The sequence below is a fragment of the Rhodococcus artemisiae genome (assembly GCF_036327795.1).
Classification (GTDB): Bacteria; Actinomycetota; Actinomycetes; order Mycobacteriales; family Mycobacteriaceae; genus Rhodococcus; species Rhodococcus artemisiae.
The window spans coordinates 101,896-124,238 of record NZ_JAUTXY010000011.1; the positions used below are offsets into that span (position 1 = coordinate 101,896).

The 22,343-nt window shown below is 67.8% G+C and carries 6 protein-coding genes; all 6 read left to right on the forward strand.

Annotation, left to right across the window (positions count from 1 at the left end; all coding sequences use genetic code 11):
- The first annotated feature begins 1 nt into the window (after nt 1).
- The 6 genes from Q7514_RS21780 to Q7514_RS21805 are packed head-to-tail and all read left to right on the forward strand — an operon-like array spanning nt 2 to nt 22,339.
- Nucleotides 2-3,376, forward strand: coding sequence for a non-ribosomal peptide synthetase (locus tag Q7514_RS21780; RefSeq protein WP_330135339.1), 3,375 nt, complete (start codon nt 2-4; stop codon nt 3,374-3,376).
- Complete coding sequence (locus Q7514_RS21785; protein WP_330135340.1) at nt 3,373-7,869, forward strand: type I polyketide synthase; 4,497 nt, start codon at nt 3,373-3,375, stop codon at nt 7,867-7,869. Before Q7514_RS21780 ends, Q7514_RS21785 begins: the two co-directional genes overlap by 4 nt.
- Nucleotides 7,866-13,190 carry an SDR family NAD(P)-dependent oxidoreductase gene (locus tag Q7514_RS21790; RefSeq protein WP_330135341.1) on the forward strand — a complete coding sequence of 1,775 codons (5,325 nt, stop codon included), beginning with the start codon at nt 7,866-7,868 and terminating at the stop codon, nt 13,188-13,190. Before Q7514_RS21785 ends, Q7514_RS21790 begins: the two co-directional genes overlap by 4 nt.
- Nucleotides 13,187-17,563, forward strand: coding sequence for a non-ribosomal peptide synthetase (locus Q7514_RS21795; protein ID WP_330135342.1), 4,377 nt, complete (start codon nt 13,187-13,189; stop codon nt 17,561-17,563). Before Q7514_RS21790 ends, Q7514_RS21795 begins: the two co-directional genes overlap by 4 nt.
- On the forward strand, nt 17,560-19,269 hold the full coding sequence (locus Q7514_RS21800; protein ID WP_330135343.1) for a condensation domain-containing protein: 1,710 nt from the start codon (nt 17,560-17,562) through the stop codon (nt 19,267-19,269). The genes Q7514_RS21795 and Q7514_RS21800 overlap by 4 nt, the downstream gene beginning before the upstream one ends.
- Nucleotides 19,256-22,339 carry a type I polyketide synthase gene (locus tag Q7514_RS21805; protein ID WP_330135344.1) on the forward strand — a complete coding sequence of 1,028 codons (3,084 nt, stop codon included), beginning with the start codon at nt 19,256-19,258 and terminating at the stop codon, nt 22,337-22,339. The genes Q7514_RS21800 and Q7514_RS21805 overlap by 14 nt, the downstream gene beginning before the upstream one ends.
- Nucleotides 22,340-22,343: the final 4 nt, after the last annotated feature.

Consider the following 22,343-nt stretch of genomic DNA (forward strand, 5'->3'; position numbering starts at 1 on the left):
CATGCCCGGACCAGTATTCGGGGACGACCCGGACACTCTGCGACGGCAATTGTTGCAGCGCATGCTCGCCGAGCGAGGAATCGCTCCGGCAGCACAGGAATCGCGGCCTGTCGCGGTCGCGCAGACCGAGGAGGCACCGCTCTCGCCGGCACAGGAACGCGTGTGGTTCCACCGGAGTCTGCACCCCGACGACGCCGTTCACAATCTCACTTGCGCCGTCCACCTCGCCGGAGTTCTGGACATCGAGGCGCTCACCACAGCTCTGGCACAGGTCGTCGCCGAACAGTCGATCCTGCGCACGGTCTACGACGACCGCGGCGGACGCCCGGTACAACGCATCCGAGAGAACCTCGCGGTGCCGATACAGCAGGTACACCTGAGCGCAGACGGGACCGATCGGCTCGCCTCCGCACGCGCATGGGCGAAGGACGCGGCTCGCATACCGTTCGACCTGCACAGCGAACCCCCGATTCGGGTCTCCGTCGTGCATCTCGGACCCGCGGAGTCGGTGCTGATCGCAGTGATCCACCACATCGCCGCCGACGACGGCACCTGGGCGGTGCTGTTCCCGCCCCTCTTCCGGCACTACGACAGCCGTGTGAACGGTGCGGAGCTACCTGATCCGCATCCACACCACTACGCGGATTTCGCCGTGTGGCAGCGCAGCAGGCTGACCGACGAACGCGTGCACACCGATCTCGGATACTGGCGGTCGGTCCTCGCACCACCACCCGCACCGCTGCCGTTGCCCGTCGACCGTTCTCGCGGTGAACAGACCGGAGACGACGGTGCCGACACCTCGGTGCTGGTGGATCGGTCGGCAACGGAGCGCCTCGTCCAGTTCGGACGCACACACGGTGCCACGCCGTTCATGACGGTGCTCGCGGTCTTCGTCGCCGCGCTGCATCGGATCACCGGGTCGACCGACCTCACCGTCGGGACACCCGCCGTCCTGCGCGATGACGAGACGGCATCGATGGCCGGTAATTTCCAGAACACCCTGGCACTGCGGTTCACCATCACCGACCGTATGACCTTCGCCTCGCTCGTGAACCACGTCCGCGAGGTGGCGGTGGCCGCATACGCCCATCAGGAAACTCCGTTCGATCAGGTGGTGGCCGACCTCCGGCCGCCACGATCCGTCGGCCGCACTCCGCTTTTCGACGTGATGTTCCTGGACCACGCCGGTGTCTTCGACGCGGTCTCGCCTTCCGGGCTCGTCGCCACCGAAATACCGATCCACAACGGAACCTCACAGTTCGACCTCACCGTCGCCTTGTCCCGGCGGTCCGAGCAGACAGAGCTCGTAGCGCTCTACCGTCGGGCATTGTTCGAGCCCGACACTGTGCGGGGACTGCTCGATGTCGTAGCGCGGGTCGCGCAGATCGTCTCCACCGAGCCGGACAGCCCGATCGCCACCCTGCCACTTGCAGACGACGAACAGGTGAATTCGGCCTGGGAACGTGCTGCGAAGCATTCGACGTATCCCGAGTCGACCCTGCCTGCCGGATTCGCACGCGCCGTCGCCGAGCACCGTGACCGCATCGCGGTGACCCACGGCGACGAGGCGGTGACCTACGGCCGACTCGACCTGTGGTCGGCGGCGCTCGCGCGAATATTCGTGCACGGCGGCGTCCACCCCGGAGATCGAGTACTCGTTGCGCTCCCGCCCGGGCCCGCGCTCGTGGCAGCACTCGTCGCGGTGACACGGACGGGAGCGGCCTATGTTCCTGTGGATCCGGCATATCCACGGGAAAGAATCGCGCAGATCGTGCGCGACAGCGCGGCGTCGCTCCTCGTGTGCGGTCCCGAGGCCACCGACGAGCTACCCGATGGCGTCCCTTACATCGATGTGACCAGCATCGACGTGACCAGCATCGACGTGACCAGGGTCGATGCGAGCGGCAGAAACGGACACGACGGTCAGGCTCTCGACGTCACCGTCGCCCCGAGCGATGCCGCCTATGTGCTGTACACCTCCGGGTCCACCGGAACGCCCAAGGGCGTCGTCGTCTCGCACAGCAACGTCACCCGGCTCTTCGACAGCACCGACGAGATCCTGCCCAGCGACGAGACCGACGTGTGGACGATGATCCATTCGAGTGCATTCGACTTCTCCGTGTGGGAGATGTGGGGCGCTCTGCTGCACGGCGGCCGTCTGGTGATCGCCGACCGCGACACCACTCGCACCCCCGAGGCGTTACTGGAGCTCGTGTGTCGCGAACAGGTGACCATACTGAGCACGACTCCCTCTGCCTTCTTTCCGTTCGCGGCCGTCGCAACAGCGGATAAGTGTCCACTTCCACTGCGCCGCATAGTATTCGGTGGTGAAGCATTGTTCCCGTCGAGGCTGAGCACCTGGTTCGGTCGCTACGGTGACACGTCGCCGGAACTGGTGAACATGTACGGCATCACCGAGACCACGGTGCACGTCACCCACCGGCGGCTCACAGTGGATGACGCCACCGACGAACCGGGCAGTCCCCTCGGCGATCCGCTGTCCGACCTCGCGCTCGTCGTCGCCGATCCCGTCGGCCGGCCCGTACCCGACGGAGTGGTCGGAGAGTTGTGGGTCGGTGGGTCCGGCGTGGCCACCGGATATTTCGCCGATCCGGTGCGCACCGCCGAACGGTTCGTACAGGGCCACGGCGCGGCCCGCGACGTCCGGTTCTACCGTTCGGGCGACCTCGTTCTCCGCCGCACCGACGGCACCCTCGAATACCGTGGCCGCGCCGACACCCAACTCGAAGTACGCGGCCACCGTGTCGAACCCGCCGAGGTCGAAGCCGTACTCGCCGCACACACCGACGTGGATCTGGCCGCCGTGACCGTCGACGGCGATCGGCTCGAGGCGCACGTGGTGCGACTCGAAGGCACAGACCCGGACGTGCCCGGTCTGCGTCTGCACTGCGCACGTTTCCTTCCGGCACACATGGTTCCGTCGGTGTTCAACCGGCACGACGATCTGCCGCTGACTTCCAATGGGAAACTCGATCGGGCGCGCATCGGATCGACGCGCGGACGACGTCTGTCCGCCGCAACCACGGTTCGGATCACCGACGGTTCTCAACGTGACGTGGCCACGATCTGGCACGAGGTGCTGGGTACCGACGCAATCGGACCGGATGACAACTTCTTCGATCTCGGCGGTCACTCACTGCTGCTCGCACAGGTCCGAACCCGGCTCTCCGAGCGACTGGGTCGTGATGTGCCGATCACCGATCTGTATGCCCACCCGACGATCCGCACGATCGCGGATCACCTCGCCCGCGGCGGCGTCGCCGACACCCCTGCCGACCACCATCCCCACACCGAACGACGAAAGGCGCTGCTGCGGACACGCGCAGGCCGGGCACGAGGAAGGACGACACCGTGACCGAAGCCATCGCCGATCCGGCACCAGAACCGGGCGCGGCATACGACCCGGAATTGGACATCGCGGTCATCGCAATGGAAGGGCGCTTCCCCGGAGCCACCGACGTCGAAGCACTCTGGGAGGCCCTGCTCGAAGGACAGGACCTCACCAGCGAGATTCCCGCGTCCGAGGGCACCGGCAACGCCGACCCCGATCAGGTACTCAGGGAAGCGGTCGTCGAGGGAATCGATCGCTTCGATGCTGCACACTTCGGCATTCCGGCCGCGCAGGCCGCACTGATCGATCCGCAACAGCGGATCTTCGTCGAACTGTGCCGTCATGCGCTGGATTCCGCAGGCTACGACCCCCGACGGTGGACAGGCCGGATCGGGGTCTACGCAGCGTCCGGGCAGGGCGACTATCTGATGCGCCAAGTGTTGCCCACATTGCGTGACGGACCCGAATCCGTCGAGATGTTCTCTGCGGCCATCTCGAATCTGGTCAGCTCGCTGCCCACTCGTGTGGCATATCTACTGGGGTTGACCGGACCGGCACTCGCCGTGCAGACCGCGTGCTCGTCGTCCCTGGTGGCGGTCCATACCGCGTGCCAGGACCTGCTGACCTTGCGCAGCGACCTGGCCCTCGCGGGTGGTGTCACGCTGAACCCCACTCCGGGAGTCGGATATCGCTACGAACCCGGAGGACTGTTGTCGCCTGATGGCCGGTGCCGGCCGTTCGATGCCGATGCCGCCGGGATGGCGGGCGGCGACGGAGCCGCGGTCGTGGTGCTCAAGCGGCTGTCGGACGCGCTCCGTGATGGTGACCGGATCCGCGCGGTGATCTCGGGCAGCGCCGTCAACAACGACGGCAACCGCAAGGTGGGATTCACTGCGCCGAGCGTCGAAGGGCAGGCCGAGGTGATCGCCGACGCCCTCGCCTCGGCCGGTGTCGACGCCTCCGACATCGGCTACGTCGAAGCACACGGCACCGGCACCCCGGTCGGTGATCCCATCGAGATCGCCTCGTTGAAGCGGGTATTCGGTTCCTCGCCTCGGGAGCATCCGTGCCTGGTGGGCTCCGTCAAGTCCAACCTGGGCCACACCGACACCGCCGCCGGGGTGATCGGCCTGATCAAGGCCGTCCTGTGCGTCGAACGCGCGACGATTCCCGCATCGATACATTTCCGCACACCCAACCCTGATTTGGGACTGGACGGTTCGCCGTTCCGTATTGCAGACAGCACCACAGAGTGGAACCACCCCGGAGCTCGCCGTGCGGGCGTCAGCGCATTCGGCATCGGAGGCACCAACGCCCACGTGATCGTCACGGAGCCACCGGCCGTGGCGGCTCCGTCCGGACCCGACGAGCCGTCGGTGGTCGTGCTCTCCGCCACCAGCCCGGGGACACTCGACAGAGCTGTGTCGGATCTCGCCGATCACGTGCGAAAGAGCGCTCCCGCCCCCGGCAGGCCGCGCCTCGCCGACGTCGCCTTCACGTTGCAGACCGGACGCCCCGAGCATCCGTACCGGTGGGCACTCGCGGCAGCGGATCTGGACGATCTCGCAGCTCGATTGGTGGCAGGTGCCGGCGAGACCGGCTCGGCCGCATCCGGTTCCCGCCCGGTCGCGTGGCTGTTCCCCGGCGGGGGAGTCCACTATCCGGGCCTCGCGGCAGATCTACGGCGGTTGCACCCCGTGTTCGATTCCACCATCGGCCGTGCTGTCCGGTATTGCGCCACAGCAGGTATCGATCTCGAGGCCGTCCTCAGCGGCGTGGATCCGGCGGACCCCACTGCGGTGACGGGAGCCGGATTCTGCGCCGTCGTCGCAGTCGAATCTGCGCTCGCCTCCCTCCTGATGTCGTGGGGGATGACACCCTGCGCGGTTCTCGGGCACAGCCTGGGCGAGTACTCCGCAGCAGTGACCGCGGGCGTGCTGTCTCTCGAAGACGCTCTCACCGCGGTCATCGCCCGCGGCGCACTCCTGACTCGCGCGGGTGGCTCGTCGGTGGTGGTCGCCGCAGACGCCGCGTCCCTCACCGACGTGCTCACCGCACATCCCGACATCGATCTCGCCGCAGTCAACTCGCCCGAGTCCTGCCTGTTTTCCGGACCTACCGATGCGATCTCCGCACTCACCGACCACCTCGACGCGGCCGGTGTCCCTGTGCGGGCACTGCGGGTCTCCACAGCGGTCCACTCGCGGCTGCTCGATCCGGTACTCGACGAGTACCGCGACGTGCTGCGCCGACTCGAGTTCCATCCGCCGACCATCCCGCTCATCGGCGCGGCGCACGCCGCGGTACTCGACGATGCAACCGCCACGGCAACCGACTACTGGGTCGAACAGACACGCCGACCGGTGCAGTTCGCCGAGTCGGTGCGCCTGGTCGCGAAGGAATTCGGCGACCCCCTGCTGCTCGAGGTGGGGCCCGGTCGTGGCCTCACGACGGCCGCACGCACGATCGGAGCCGACGCCACCCACACGATGCGGACCTCCGACGACACGCGGCACGACGCCGAGATCCTCGCCGCAGCGCTCGGACACATATGGGTTCACGGCGGTGCGGTCGATCTGCTCGCCGTCCACCGAGACCGCGAGCGTCGACGAGAACCGTTGCCGGTGTATCCATTCGAACGGACACGACACTGGATCACTCCCTCTACGAACCGGTTCGGCGGAGATCCACCACTCGGTCACCTCGTCCCGGACGGTCTCGGCGCCGGATTCGAAACCGCCCGGGCGCTTGCTCGTCCCGGCCGACACCTCCTGCTCGGGCACCCGGGCACCATTCTCGCTGCGGCGCCGCCGGCACCCGCGCCGGCCGAACTCGCGGTCTCCGACACCGGTACACCGAGCCCACCCGATCCCGACAGCCTGGGTACGGCCCTGCTCGATCGGTTCGCTGCTTTGTCCGTTCTACGCGCATTCGGTAGCGCGGGCATCGGTGTCGCACCCGGGGACATTCTCTGCACGCCCGAACTCCTGCGTTCGCTCACTGTGCAGCGCCCGTACGATCGTCTCGTCGCCGAACTGGTCGACCTGTTGATTGCGAGCGGGCTCGCGACGGGGTCGACCGACCGATGCGTACTCGGCAACGACGCGGGCAATGATCCGACGGCACTTCGCCAACGAGTTCTCGACGAAAGACCCGATCTTGCCGCGGAACTCGATTCGATCACGCACTGTGCGAATCATCTCGTGGCGGTCGCCGGGGGACGCGAGTCGGGCGTCGAGGCGATGTTCGCATCCGAGGCCTTCGCTGTGCATCACGCGGCGGAGGATGCCCGGGCAGACACCCTGCTCGCCCCGTCCCGCGACTCGGTCGTCGAGGCGATGGTGCGGATCGCCGACGCGGCCGAGGGGCGGCCGCTGCGCATCCTCGAACTCGGTGCGGGCCGAGGGTTCGTCACCTGGCCGATCGCCGAAGCGCTCCGCGGACGCGAGGGCATCGAGTACGTCGTCACCGACATCGGACGGTCACTCGTACTCGACGCCCGTGAGGAAGCCGGCCGACGCGGCCTGGATTTCCTACGATTCGATGTTCTCGATGCAGGGCTCGATCCGGCGGCACAGGGATTCGATCCGGGCAGTGTCGACGTAGTGGTGGCGTTCAACGTTCTGCACGCCGTCGAGAACCTGTCCGTAGCTGTCGATCACGCGGTCTCCCTGCTCGCCCCGGGTGGTACGGCCATCGTGCTCGAACTTGCCCGGCTGCCGCGACACGGAATTCTCACCGCTGGATTGTTCGAGGGAATGTGGCACCACACCGACGCTCTGCGCGACCGCTTGCCGATCGTGGCGCCCGAGGTGTGGGAATCCGAGTTGGTCCGTGCCGGATGCACTCTGACAACGGTGGCGCATCCCGACGGGGCGGGCGGAACTCACTCACTGATCGTGGGACGGCGCGGTGCCGAACCGGCCGAGCAGCGGCTCGCGACACTGCGGGCAACCGGGGCCCGGGTCGAGTGCATCACAGCACCGGGGGTGACCGTCCCACTTACCCTTACCGAGACGACTGCTGTCACTGAACTCACTGCTGCCACAGAACCCACCGCTGTCACAGTGCCCACCGCGTTCCCGACCGCGCCCGCCGATCCGCCCGTCTCGGGTTCCTCCTCGCGACGCGAACGATCGACGCTGGACGGACGCCCAGCCCTGACAACGCCCTATCGCGAACCCAGCGGCAACGTGGAGGAACTCGTTGCGTCCCGATGGGCGGAAGCTCTCGGCCTCGACCGTGTGGGTGTCGACGACGATTTCTTCGAACTCGGCGGTGAATCGCTCCTCGCGATGCGAATTCTCAATGCCCTGCGGCGCGATTTCTCCGTGGAGATGCCGGCCCGCACGATCTTCGATCGTCCCACCGTGGCTGCAGTGGCCGTCTTCGTCGAACAACTCGACCGGTCCCGTCCATCCGCTACGACCGATGCCTCACCCCTCCGCCGTCGGGGACGCACCGCCGTGCTCGACGGCGACGGTTCACTCATCACGACCGAGGAGACCCTCCCATGACCCCCACCCCCGATGTCTCCACCCCTGATACCGGAGCCCCTGGCGCGGGTGCCCGCCGGGTGACGCTCTATCGAACCTCGCCCGCCCAGGACCGGATGTGGTTCGCCCACCGCAGCGATCCGGTCTCCCCGCTCTACAACGTCTTCCTCGCCGCCCGGATCGAAGGGCGAGTGGACGACGTCGCTCTCGAGACCGCGATCGGCGACGTGGTGGCCAGGCACGAGGTCCTGCGGACCACCTTCCGCACGATCGACGACGAACTCCACCAACTCGTCGCTGCACACGGCAGCGTACCGTTGGATCGGAAACTGTTGCGGGACACCGGCTCGGACGAATTCGACCGGATGGTCGCGGACGCGGCGACCGCACCGTTCGACCTCACCGAAGGTCCGTTGATGCGCACCGTCCTGTTCTCCGCGGCGCCCTCCGATCATGTACTGCTCGTGATGTTCCACCACATCGTCGTCGACGGGTGGTCGTTGGATCTGTTGTGCCGCGACATCGCCGACGCGTACGCGCAGCGATGCGCCGCACGCGCACCGCACTGGACTGTTCCGCAGATCGGGTACGGCGATGTGTGTGAATGGTGGGCCGAATCCGACCGGCAGCAACACCGTGCCCGACAGGTCGACCGGTGGCGTGAGGTCCTGACGAACCCGCCGATCACCGGATCGGACCTACCGCTCGATCGCGTGCGCACCACTGCAGTGCACGCGGCGGCAGGGCGTCACGAGTTCTCACTCGATGCCGAGTCGTCCGAACTCGTCCGTTCCGTGGCACGCCGGTGCCGCACCACCCCCGTCTCGGTCGCACTCGCGGCATTCGCGGCCCTCCTCGGCCGCTGGAGCGACACCGACGATCTTGTGCTGGGCCTGCCGGTCGCGGGGCGGACACATCCCGATACGCAGGACATGGTCGGACTGTTCGTCAACACGCTCCCGTTGCGGCTCGAAGTGCGGGACACCTGCACGTTCGCCGATCTGGTGCACCACGTCACCGAGCGCACCACCGACGCTCTCGACATGCAGGACGCACCACTCGACGACATCGTGGCCGCGGTGGCCCCCGACCGATCGCCCGGTCGCGCGCCCCTGTTCGACGTGCTGTTCACCGGACAGAACACCAGCGATGTCGCCCTCGATCTCACCGGAACCCGCAGCACACCGTACGAGGTACGTACTTCATGGACCCGCTACGACCTCGAGATGAACATCTGGGACGAACCGTGCCTACGCGGCATGCTCGTCCATCGGACGTCACGATTCGACGACGAGACCGTGACCGCACTGGTCGCGGCGTTCTGTGAACTGCTGCGTCGCGCGTGCGCTACGCCGCAGGACCCGGTCGGCGAGTCGACCGCGACCGTCCCACTGCCGGTGGGGGCTGCGGACCGTCCGGACGCAGAGCGGGACGCTGTCGAAGCCACACTCCGCGCGCTACCGGGGATCGCAGATCTCGTGGTTCTGCGCCAGACCACAACCGATGGCACGGATCGCGCTGTCGCGTACGTGTCCGCAGAAGCCCCTGTGACGGAAGAACGCATAGTCGCTGCCGCACGAAACACGGGCCATCGGATCGACGGAGTCGTTCTGATCGGTTCGATTCCGCGCCGCACCGACGGCTCCGTGGACGTCGCCGCCTTCTCTGCCGCCCCCGTCATCGACGCCGGTGCAGCCGAGCGCTGGCAGCTCGACCTGCGCCGCCACGACGCCCGCGTCAACGTCGCGGTCACAGATATCCCCGAGCCGGAAACCGGCACCGTCGACATCCCGCCCGTCCCCTCCGGCATCATCGCCGACACGGCCCACCATCCCGTTCGACTCACGGGGTCCGGTGTTCCCGCACAATGCGACGGTGGGCCTACCCCCGCTCTGCCACACGCATCGATGGCCGAGGCCCTGCGCACTGCCGCCCGCACAGACCACGGCATTGTCGTCATCTCCGAGTCGGGACGGCGTGAGCGGATCGGCTACCGGGAGCTCGAGGCTTCGGCACTTCGCGTCGCCGCGTCGCTGCGCGCGCGGGTGGAGTCGGCAGACACGCCGGTACTCGTTGCCTTCCGGGACAATCGAGAGTTCCTGCCGGTGCTGTGGGGTTGTGTTCTCGCGGGAGTGGTCGCGGTGCCGTGGGTGCCGCCGACCGGACCCGACGAGCTGAGGGAACGGCTCGCCTCGGTGCGAACCACGCTCGGTGAACCTCTGATCGTCGCCGAAGCGAGCCTGCACGAGAGCCTCGTGTCGGCGGGCGCAGACATCATCGGTTTCGCCGAACTCGCCGAACCCACGGCATCCGCGACGAACGATTCCCTCGGCGGGGAGGCGACGCTGCCCGACGCTCGTCCGGACGACACTGTCCTGTTGTTGCTGACCTCGGGATCGACCGGAACGTCCAAGGCGGTACGGGTGACCCACCGGATGATCCTCACCCGCTCGGCCGGCGCGGCCGCGATGTGCGGGGTGGGGCCGGACGACGTGTCGCTCAACTGGATGCCGCTCGACCACGTCGGCGGTGTGGTGATGTACCACATGCGCGATGTCGTCCTCGGCGCCGAACAACTTCAGGTGGCGACGACGTGGATCCTCGCAGACCCTCTGCGTTGGATCGATCTCCTCGGTGAGTACGACGTGACCGACACGTGGGCACCGAACTTCGCATTCGGCCTGGTCGCCGACGCAGCACCACGCCTCGCGGGCCGGAAGGTGACGCTGGCGCAGGTCCATCACATTCTCAACGGTGGTGAGGCGGTGCGCCGCGCGACCGTGTCAGCGTTCCTCGAGGCCCTCGTCCCACTCGGGTTGCGGCCCGATGCGGTTCGACCGAGCTGGGGTATGTCCGAAACATGCTCCGGTGAAACCGATTCCGACAGGTGCACTGTCGAACACCTGCGTGCGGGCGGTGGGCCGGTGGATGTGGGCAGACCCTACCCCGGATTCTCCGTCCGCATCGTCGACGAGACGTGTGCCGTGGTGGACGAAGGCGTCATCGGTCGGCTGCAGGTGTGCGGGGACGCAGTGACCCCCGGCTACTGGAACGATCCCGTACGGACGGCCGAAGCGATGACCGACGACGGCTGGTTCGACACCGGCGATCTCGCCGTCCTCGACGACGGGCGACTCACCCTGACCGGCCGGGTCAAGGACGTCGTGATCGTCAACGGCAGGAACTTCGCGTGCGAAGACATCGAGCAGGCCGTCGAACGGGGGTGCGCAGTACGCGACTCGTCGACCGCGGCGATCGCCGTCCCCGATGCAGCGACCGGCAGCGAACACGTGGTGGTGATCACCGTTCCGGCCGCCGGTACCGCCGCCGCGGACCGGGCCGCGCTCGCGTCCCGGGTGCGCGCGGCCACCCGGTCGGTCACCGGACATGCCCCCATAGTCGGTTTCGCCGAGTGGGACTCACTGCCGCGTACCGGCATCGGGAAGATCCAGCGGAATGTTCTCCAGGCCGCGTACCGCGAGCGGACGCTGCACGCCGAACTCTTCTTCCCCCGCGGAGCCGAATCGACGACCGTGCCCGATCTGTTCGCCGTACCACGCTGGCTTCGGAGAACACGTCGCGCGAGCACGTCACGCGTGCGCCGGGTCCTGCTCGCCACGCCGTCACTCGGAAGCGTCTCCGGGATCGCCGAGCGACTCGAGCGCCACGGCGTGGAGGTTCGGACACTCACCGACATCAACGGACTCGCCGACGCGATGATCCATCGTCCCGACCTCGTGGTGCTCGTCGACGAGACCGGTGAAACGCGGAATTCGGTCACCGAGGCCGCCGAGATCTCCGTCGCGGTCGTCGGCGCCTACCGCAACTTGGTCCGCATCCTCGACGAACCCGACACCGAGCGCACGTTGGCCGTACTCACCTCCGGACTGCACGCCCCGGAGGGTGCGGGCCCCACACATCTTCCCGGTCAGGTGCTGGGAGGCCTGTTGCGCAGCGTCGCGGCGGAGTCCCTCGGGCTCCGCACCCGCTCGATCGACGCCGGACCGGGTACCACGGCCGACGACCTCGCCGCCGAACTGCTGTACGGGCACGATGACGAGGTCGCGCTCGCCGCCGAGTCGCGGTGGGTGCGTCGACTGGATTCCCTTCCGCGTACGGAGAGTTCCTGCGTGTGGCCCGATCGAGGCGACGCCGTGGTTCTGACCGGCGGGACCGGAGCACTCGGGATCACTCTCGCCGAGCATCTGCTCGGCGCGCGAGGATGCTCGGTCCTGCTGATCGGTTCGACCGACCCGTCGCTCACTCCGGAACGAGCGTCCGAGGTGGCCCGCCTGATCGCCGAGTTCGGTGAGCAGCGCGTCCGGATCGCGACCGCCGATGTCACCGACCCGAGCGCGATCCGCGATGCCGTCCACGCCTTCGAACGTCATGCGGGCAGGCACGTATCGGGTGCAGTACACCTGGCGGGCCGGTTCGTCGACGGGCCGTTCGCCGCTCTCGACGACGACGCCCTGTCCGCGGTCGCACGCGCGAAGATAGTGGGGGCAGGTGTCGTGCACGACGTGCTCGCGGAGCGGCCCGGGAGCCACCTGCTGTTGTGCTCGTCGGTCAGCGGGTATCTCGGTGCCCCGCACGCCGCCGCCTACTCGGCCGCCAACTCCTTCCTCGACGGTCTCGCCGCGTGGGCGGCGGAGCACTCGACCGTCGCGTGCCGGTCTGTTGCATGGAGCATGTGGGAATCGACCGGTGCCAGCCGGGATTTCACACAGATCGATCGCACAGCTGCGAGAGGGACTGCGGTACTGCCACCCGATCTCGCAGCCCGCATGTGGCCGCTCGTCCTGGCCTCCCCCGAGCAACACCTGCTCGCGGGTGTCGACCGCTCCGCACCGTTCGTCCGCTCACGCTGTGTGACATCCACCGGACCGGTTCGGACGTTGTCGGTGTCGGGCACATCCGGGGCAGGCCCTGTCACCGGACCGGTCGACGCCTTCGGCAACACCATCCCCTTCGTCTGCACCGGCACGCCTCCCGACGAGCCGGACGACACCGCGAGCACAGGATCATTGCGCGGGCCCCTCGAGGCACTCGTAGCCGAGCAATGGTGCGCCGTCCTCGGGCTCGACGAGGTCGACCGCAACACCAGCTTCTTCGATCTGGGCGGTGCCTCGCTGCACCTGAGCCGTGTGCACGACCGGTTGCAGCGTCGACTCGAACGCGAACTCGCGTTGACCGATCTGTTCCGCCACCACACCATCGCAACCCTCGCGTCGCACCTCGCCCGAAACGAACGCGTCACGGCACCCGCCCGACCCGACACTCCGGCCGCACGCCGCGGCCGGGCGCGTGCGGCCGCCCGCCGTCGCCGAAGGACATCATGACCGAAACACAGTGCACCCGAACACCCCTCGATGTAGATCCGCTGACACCCCCGCCGCGCCGGTTCCCCGCGGGCACGGTGCCACACCGAGTGTGCGCGGATGCGGTGCTCGCCGGGGCCACCCTCGCAGGTCTCCGGTCCCGCGCTCGACACCACATTCCGGACTCCGACGACACCGATGTCGCGGTATGGCTCGCAGCGGGTGCTCTCGCCGCCGCCGTCGGGCCACCGCCCTTCACCGTTGTCGTCACCGCAGCCGGGAACACCACCTCACTCACGCTGCCGGAAGCGCACCCCACCGAGAGCCGGTTGCTGCACGCTGTCGTCGGTCGCACCGAGACCGACGTGTCGGCCGGGGCCGTTCTGATCACGCTCGCAGACATCGACACGCTCCCGGGCCCTTCCGCGGTGCACTGTGTCGTGGAGGTCGCACCGGTGTCGCTGCGTCTTCGTTGGTGGGCCGCCGTCCCGGCGTGCGCTCCCGACACCGCCGACCGGCTCGTTGCTGCCGTCCACCGGATCGTGGAGTCGGGCACGGACAGCGATCCTCTGGTACCACTGGCCAACCCGGTACACGATGAGGTTCGTGTCGCGGCCCACCGGATCTCGCCGGCCCTCATCGATGAGATCGTTGTTGCTGAGTGTGGTGGCGCCGTCGAGAGCATCGTCGTACAAGTCTCGGATACCGGTGCGTCGGTCGATGTGACATTCGGCGACCACGAAGCAGACATCGCCGACCTCACCGAAGCGGTGCGAACACAGCTCACTCCGGGACACGAGCCGAGTGCCTGGCGGCTGCACACCCGGGGCTCCACCGTGCTCGGTCGCCGGAACCTTCTCTCTCGCATCTGGCGGGACGAACTGCGGACGGCGACGGTTGCCGACCACGACACGTTCTTCGGTCTGGGCGGCGACTCACTGAGCGCGATGCGGGTCACCGGCAGGATCCGCGACGAGCTGGGTGTCGACCTCGATCTCGCGCACGCCCTGTCACTGTTCACAGAGTCGGACTTCGCCACAGTCGCAGACGATCTCGCGACCCGGACGGCCACTCGCCCGTCCGGTAGCTCGCTGCCGATGGTCACCCCGGAGCCTCGCGCGCGATTCGAGCCGTTCCCGCTCACCGATCAGCAGCAGGCGTATGTGATCGGCCGCGCCGACCACTTCTCGTCGGGCAGTATCGCGTGCCACACCTACATGGAATTCGACACCGTCGAGCGGGCCGGAGCCGCGGTACCGTTCGACGTCGGGCGGTTCGCTCGCGCGTGGGAGCGGCTGGTCGATCGCCACGACGCGCTGCGACTGACGATCGATCCGGATGCACTGACCCAGCGAGTCGTACCCGCTTCGCCTCGGCCACCGGTCACGGTGGAGGACCTGCGCGATCTGCCCGCGGACCGGATCCATCACTCACTCGAGGCGATCCGTGAACGCCTGTCGCATCGGGTGGCCGATCTGACCGACCCGCCGCTGTACGACGTTGTCGTGGTCCGGCTCCCAGGCGAACATCACCGGGTGTGCATCGGTCTGGACGGGCTCGTCGCCGATCTTGCCGGAACCGGGATCCTGTACAGCGAACTCGGACACTTCTACGAGGATCCCGACCGGCACCTGCCATCACTCGATCTCACGTTCCGCGACTACGTCCTTGCCGAACGCCGAGCCGTCGAGACTCCTGAACACGAGAAGAGCCGACGCTACTGGTGGGATCGGCTCGATCGGTTCTCGGGCCCGCCGGAGCTGCCGCTCGCCGTCGCCCCGGAGAACCTGACGTCACCGAGATTCGTTCCACGGCCGTCGGTGGTGGAGGCCGAGGTCTGGACTCGTGTGTGCGCGCTCGCCGCGGAGCGCGGCGTGACGTCGTCGGGTGTTGCCGCGGCGTGTTACGCGGAGGCCTTGGCGGCGTGGAGCACGACGTCGCGCTTCGCGATCAACGTGCCGTGTTTCAACCGCCTTCCACTGCACCCGGACATCGGCCGTGCCGTCGGCGAGTTCGCGTCCCTGATCCTGGTCGAGGTGGATGCGTCACGCCGAGAACCATTCGAGGCGTTCGCGTCCCGAGTTCAACGGCAGATCTGGAGCGACCTCGACCACCCGCATGTCACAGGGGTCGAGGTGCTCCGCGAACTCGTCCGGCGACGCGGAGGTTTCGGGCGGGCGACGATGCCGTACGTGTTCACGTCCACGACGGCATTGGCGGGAGACCCGTCCCGGCTGCTCGACGGTTCACTCGAGCGCGTGTTCAGGGTGGCGCAGACACCGCAGGTGTGGATCGATCTGATCCTCGAACAACGCGACGGAGCGCTGCTGGTGAACTGGGACAGCCTCGAGGGCCTGTTTCCCGACCGGATGATGGACGCGATGGCGGCCGCGTTCGAGCGGCAACTCAGAGGACTCGCCGACCCTGCCGCGTGGAGTGCCGCCGCGTTCGATGCCCGTCCCGCCCAGCAGATCGCGAGGCACGACGCCGCAGGTGGCCCCGCGATTTCGGTACCCGACCGTCCTGCCCACGAGCGATTCTTCGAGTACGCGAGACGGTGCCCGCACGATCCCGCGCTGATCACCGCGGATGGGGTCGTCTCCTATGGCGATCTCGCCGACGCGGCTCTGAGTTACGGTGCGGTTCTGCGTGGTCACGGTGTGGGTCCGGATGTTCCGGTCGCGGTGATCGCCGATCCCGGTGCGGACCGGATCGCGGCGGTGTTCGGGGTCCTCGCCGCGTCCGGCGCGTACGTGCCTCTCGACTCCCACGCCCCGGTTTCGCGTATCGCCGCAATTCTCGATCTCCTCGATGCCCAGGTGGTGCTCGTCGACCGGCACCATGTCGGCGCGTCCTGGCTCACCGGCCGTACGGCGATCGTCCTCGGTGACGACACCTCGGCCGAGTTGGATACCGCGCCGTTCGTCCCGATGCCGGTGGACGGGGACCTGCTGGCGTACGTGCTGTTCACCTCGGGGTCGACCGGCATCCCGAAAGGTGTGATGGTCTCGCATCGCAGTGTCGTCAATTGTGTGGAGGCGACGATCGAGATCTTCGGTACCGGTCCCGGCCACCGCTTCCTCGCGGTAAGCGCCCTGCACCACGATATGTCGGTGTTCGACCTGTTCGGTGTGCTCGGCAGTGGCGCCACACTCGTCCTGCCCGACACCACTGACCGTCGCGATGCCCACGCGTGGGCGACCGCGGTCCGCCGGCACCGCGTCACCGGCTGGGTGTCGGTACCGACGATGATGGAGATGCTGCTCGAACAGGCCGCGCCGGAGGATCTCGCTTCCTTGCGCACCGTGATCCTCGGCGGCGACCGGGTGCATCCGCCCATGGTGCGCAGACTCCTCGACGCGTCGCCGAATGTCCACGTGCGCAGCATCGGCGGACCGACCGAGACGACGGTCTGGAACATCTGGCATCGGATCTCTCGCTCGGACACCGAGGCGGCGACCATTCCGTACGGCCGGGCGATTCGCAATACCCGTTATCGCGTGCTGGACGAACGCATGAGAGACCGTCCCGATCACGCGGTCGGCGAAATGTACTGCTCCGGTGTGTCACTCGCCCGAGGCTATTGGGAAGACCCTGCCCGCACCGAGCAGTCTTTTGTCCGCCATCCGGATACCGGAGAACGTCTCTATCGGACAGGGGATCTCGGCAGCTTCCGCTCCGACGGATCGATCGAGTTCGTGGGCCGGGCGGATTTCCAGATCAAGGTCCGCGGGCACCGCATCGAAGCCGGGGAGGTCGAGGCTGCTCTGCTCGAGCACCGATCGGTGTCGGCATGCGTGGTCACCGGCATCCCGTATGCCGACCGGCCCGGATACCGCGCATTGGCCGCATACGTCGTGGCTCAGCCCGGTTTCAGCGTCGATTCCGAGGAGATCCTCGATGCGGTGCGGGGTCGGTGCCCGTCCCACATGATCCCCTCGGTGGTGATCGAACTGGACGCGCTGCCACTCAACGCGAACGGAAAGCTCGACAGGTCTGCCCTGGCGACGCCCGAGATCGCGACGGACGATCAATCTGAGCCGGCTCGTGGCCGGCTCGAGACGGCGCTGGCGCGGCTGTGGACACGGGCGCTCTCGCTTCCGGAACCTGCCGGACGCGACACCGACTTCTTCCGGCTCGGCGGCGACTCGCTCGTCGCCGCCCGGCTCTCGGCACGCATCCGGGCCGAACTTCCCGGCGTCGATATTTCGTTGCGGGACATGTTCGTACATCCGAGCGTCGCGGCACTCGCACGTCTCGCCTCCGACCGCTGCGGCGACGCCGCACTCCTCGACACGGTCGCGTCGGTGTGGCTCGAGATCGACGACCTCGACGACACCGAACTACGCGGCCGGCTCGCCTCCGCCGGAACGTCCGAGGAAGGACACAGATGACCACGGATACAACAGCATCCCGCCCGTTGACGGCCGCGCAGCGAGCATTGCTGGCCGGTCGGGACGCGTCCTTCGAGCTCGGGGGCGTCAGCACCCACACCTATGCGGAGTTCGACGGACATTTCGATGTCGATCGACTGCGGCATGCGCTGGCGCTGGTGATCGCGCGACACGACGCGCTGCGGCTGGTGATCGACGCCCGCCATGGAACCCAGCAGGTCACATCCGTCCCGGGACCGATACCACTTCGGGTCGTCGATGCCCGGAATCTTCCGGCGAACGACCTCGCACAGGTGATCGACGAAGTCCGCCGCGAGTTCTCCCACCTCGTCCGCCCGGCAGATGCATCACCCCCGTTCGGCGTCACCCTCGTCCGGCTCCGCGAGACCGAATCCGTGATGTGCCTCGACGTCGACGGACTGACGCTGGATCTCCAGAGTGTGCTCCTGCTCCAGCGCGCGATCGTCCGGGCCCACGATGCTCCCGAGGACACTGTTGCTCCCGAGGACACTGTTGCTCCCGAAGACATTCCCGCACCCACTCCCGGCGTGCTGGAGACGAGTCACGCGCTCGACGAGCGATGGAAGACGGACCGCGCGAAGGCGGTCGCGTTCTGGGCGGATGAACTGCCGACGCTTCCTCCACCCCCGCGCTTTCCGCTCCGCAGGCGACCGTCGGACGTGGGACCACCCCGGTTCCACACCCGCAGTCGGCACATCGACGCGACCATGTGGGAGGCGATGAAAACCACGGCGCGCCTGCACAGGCTGACCCCGACCGCGCTCTGGGGAGCGATCCTGTCGGAGGTCTTGGCGGCCCGAACCTGTGGAAGCCGATTCACCATCACGGTTCCGTGCACGAGGCGCGTTCCGCTGCACCCCGACCTGCATCGGGTGATGGGTCCGTTCTCGACGTTCGTTCCCGTCGGAATCGACTGGTCGGCAGGGTCATTCCACGACCGCGCGGGCGCATTGCAACACACTCTGTGGCGCTCTCTCGCGAATCACCCCGCAGCAGGGCCGGAACTCGTTGCCGAGCTGGCGAGGATGCACGGTGCCGGTGGACGCGCGCTGCTGCCCGTGGTCTTCACCAGCACACTCGGTCTCCCGCTGCCGGCCGTCCCGGGCCTGGGACGGCCGCGCTACACGTCATCGCAGACGGCACAGATCCATCTGGACGTACGCCTGTTCGATGACGACGGTGGTGTGCGGCTCGACGTCGACACCGTCGACGACCTATTCGGTCACGACGACGCCCGGACCCTGGTGGACGAACTGGTCGACACCGCCCGACGTACCCTCGACGGGGCGGCCCTGTGGGACCGGCCGGCATCGTCGGCCACCGCGCATGCGGTCTGGCGGCCGTGCGTCCGTCCTGTCACGGCCCTCGATACCGTTCTCGTCGAATGCATCGAATCGGTCACCGGATTCTTCCCCCTCGGCATCGACGACGTCATCACCGATCTCGGTGTCGGCCTCGAACGTGCGGGCGCCGTCGCTACCGAGATCGCCACCGCGCTTCCCGGAACCGACGTACGGCGCAGGGACGTGCTCGGTGGCGGAACGATCGCGAACCTGGGTGCACTGCTGCGTACCCGCACACCCCACATCGACACCGTCGCGGAACTGTCTCTCGAGGCAGCCCGCCTCACGACCGTGCCGTCGGCAGGGGCTCACCCCGTGAAAGGACATCATGCACGCTCCTGACTCCCTCCCCGACGACACCTCTGCACTCCCCGATTTCGACATCACAGGTACCGACACCACAGATACCGACATCGCGGTGATCGGATTCGCCGGACGGTTCCCCGGCGGGCTGACTGCCGAAACATTGTGGCCCGCACTGCTCGCGGGCGAGGAACTGCACCACATCGCGACGGATGACGAATTGCTCGCCGCCGGCATTCCCGCGGATCGGCTGTCCGACCCGGCACTGGTACGACGGCGCCCGTCCCTGCCGGATCCCGACATGTTCGACGCCCAGTTCTTCGGATTCTCGGCTCGCGATGCCGCCGCGTGCGATCCACAACAACGCCTCTTCCTCGAAACAGCGTGGGAGACCTTCGAGCACGCAGGCTACGATCCCCACCGTTTCGACGGTGCAGCAGGTGTTTTCGCGGGTGGGGGCCCGGACACCTATCTGCATTCGGAGGTGATCCCGGCGCTCGACCCCACGGATCCGGCACTGCATTTCGCCCGGGTCGTCGGCAACGAGCGAGACTTCATCGCTCCTCGCGTCGCCTACCGTCTCGGACTGACCGGACCTGCGCTGACGGTGCTCTCCGGATGCGCGACGTCCCTCGTCGCGGTGCATCTCGGCGTGCAGAGCCTCGTGAGTGGCGAGTGCGACCTCGCTCTCGCCGGAGGCGCCACAGTGTTCTTCCCGGAGCACGGGGGGTACTGGTACCAGCCCGGCGGGATCGTCTCTCCGGACGGGCGGTGCCGCCCGTTCTCTGCCGACGCGCAGGGCACGGTGACCGGAGATGCTGTGGCAGCGGTGCTGCTCAAACGGTATGCCGACGCGCTCGAGGACGGCGACACGATCCATGCGGTGATCAAGGGCAGCGCCGTCAACAACGACGGCGCCGACAAGGTCGGGTTCACTGCACCCAGCCCCCGAGGGCAGGCCGCAGTGATCGCCGAGGCGCTCGCGGTGGGGGAAGTCGACCCGAGCACCATCTCGTATGTCGAAACACACGGAACGGCAACCAGAGTCGGGGACGCCATCGAAGTGGAAGCGCTCGAGGAAGCACTCAGCGGTGCGGCACCGGGATCCTGTCTGCTCGGTGCACTCAAGCCGGTGATCGGCCATACCGACACCGCTGCGGGAGCCAGCGCCCTGATCAAGGTACTACTCGCGCTGAAACACGAGACGCTCCCGCCGGTCCCCGACTTCCGTGAGGCCGATCCGGCAATCGACTTCGAGTCGTCGGTGTGCCGGGTCAACGACGGCGCCACGGCGTGGCCACGCACACCCGGAACTCCCCGGCGTGCAGGCATCAGCGCCTTCAGTATCGGCGGCACGAACGCCCACGTCGTCGTGGAGGAGCCCCCGGTTGCTCCGGCAGGTCGCCGAAAGGTGACCGCGGGCCCTCTGGTGCTGCCGCTGTCCGCCGCGACGCCGGCTGCGTTGAACACGCTGACAAACCAGCTCGCGGACGCGTTCGACGGGACCGACCTCGACCCCGCGGACGCCGCAACCACACTGAGCCTCGGCAGGGCCGAACTCGGCTTCCGGCGCCACGTGATCGTCACTGCAGGGGCACGCACAGCCGACTCGGTGCGGGCGTCGTCGACGAGGCCCGCGGTCCGCTCGGCCGGAGGCGAAGACGTGGTATTCGTCTTCCCGGGGCAAGGCGGCCAGTTCCCGGGAATGGGCTCGGAGCTGTATCGGGACGTCCCCGCATACGCCGCCGCGGCCGATCGCTGCGCCGAGAAGTTCGCACCGCTGATCGGCATCGACCTGCGGCAATTCCTCACCGTCGAAACAACCGACGGCAACGACGATCTCACCCGACAACTTGCGCGCACGGACCTGACCCAGCCCGCACTGTTCACCGTCGAGTACGCCACCGTCATGGCACTGCAGGATCTGGGCATCACCCCGACGGTGCTGCTCGGGCACTCGATCGGCGAATTCGCAGCTGCCGTGACGGCGGGGATCTTCGAGCTCGACGATGCGGTCACCGCCGTCGCCGCACGCGGCAGGCTCATGGCCTCGACCACATCGGGGGCGACAGCCGTCGTCCGGTGCCCCGAGGACGACGTCCGATCCGCGCTCACCGGGACCGGCGCGTGCGTCGCCGCAGTCAACGGACCACGTCAGGTGGTGGTGAGCGGAACGCCGAGCGACATCGCGACGGTCGTCGAGCGTCTGCGGGACGACAACCGGAGCGTCACGCTGCTCCCGACGGACCGGGCCTTCCACTCGCCGCTGGTCGACGAGGTGGTGAGCCCGTTCGACGACGTGATCCGGACCCTCGGTTTGCGCGCACCTCGGATCCCGATGATCCGTACATCGACTGCCATGATGCTCGACACGGCCACCGCGACGGACGCCGGCACCTGGAGCACCCAACTGCGGACCCCGGTGCGGTTCGCGGACTCGGTCGGGGTGGTCGATCGAGCCCATCCGGATGCCGTGTGGGTGGAAGTCGGGCCGGGAACCGCTCTCGGTTCCCTCGTCAGGTCATGCGGTGTCGATACCGATGTCGTGGCAACGATCGGCAGGCCGGAGTCGACGTGGCCTGCGGGCACAGCCGGCGCCGACCTCGCTGGACGTCTGTGGTGCGCGGGCGCGCAACCGGATCACACGAGCTTCGCGGGTTCCGGACGTCGGGTGCCGCTACCCACGTACCCGTTCGAGCGACAGCGGCATCGAATCGGCCGGTCGAACCGCATGCCGATGGCATCGGCCACCGGTCCGGTCGCTCTCACTCGCGCGGAGCGCCCGGAGACGGGAACGGCGTTCGTGGCACCCAGAAGCGGCCTCGAGAGCGCCGTCGCGGAGACCGTCGCGGAAGCACTGGGCGTCGAACGTCTCGGTGCTCACGACGACCTGTTCGCGTTCGGCGGTGATTCCGTGACGGCGACGGCCGTCGCGGCGCGCCTCTCCGACGCATATCCGGTGACGGTCACGCTGGCAGATGTCATGGCTTCACCGGCGACGCCGAGCGGAATCGCCGAACGCCTCACCTCGTTGCTCACCGATGCAGTCGAGAACATGAGCGAAGAAGAAGTCGCGCAGATGCTCTCCGTCCTCGCGGATCCGGCGTGACCGC